Annotated in this window: 1 pseudogene; it reads left to right on the top strand. The window is 56.9% G+C overall.

The window, feature by feature from the left end:
* Positions 1–246: pseudogene (locus tag FDX22_RS24470) on the top strand (arginine decarboxylase); the annotation flags it as partial.

Raw genomic sequence — 246 nt, forward strand, 5'->3', positions numbered from 1 at the left:
ACCGGCGTACGTGAATCAGCGCGTTTCTACGTTGAGCTGCACAAGCTGGGCGTGAATATCCAGTGCTTCGACGTCGGTGGTGGTCTGGGCGTGGACTACGAAGGTACCCGTTCGCAGTCTGACTGCTCCGTAAACTACGGCCTGAACGAATACGCCAACAATATCATTTGGGCCATTGGCGATGCCTGTGAAGAGCATGGTCTGCCGCATCCGACGGTAATCACCGAGTCTGGTCGCGCGGTTACC

This window comes from Citrobacter sp. TBCS-14, assembly GCF_005280805.1.
Lineage (GTDB): Bacteria > Pseudomonadota > Gammaproteobacteria > Enterobacterales > Enterobacteriaceae > Citrobacter > Citrobacter gillenii.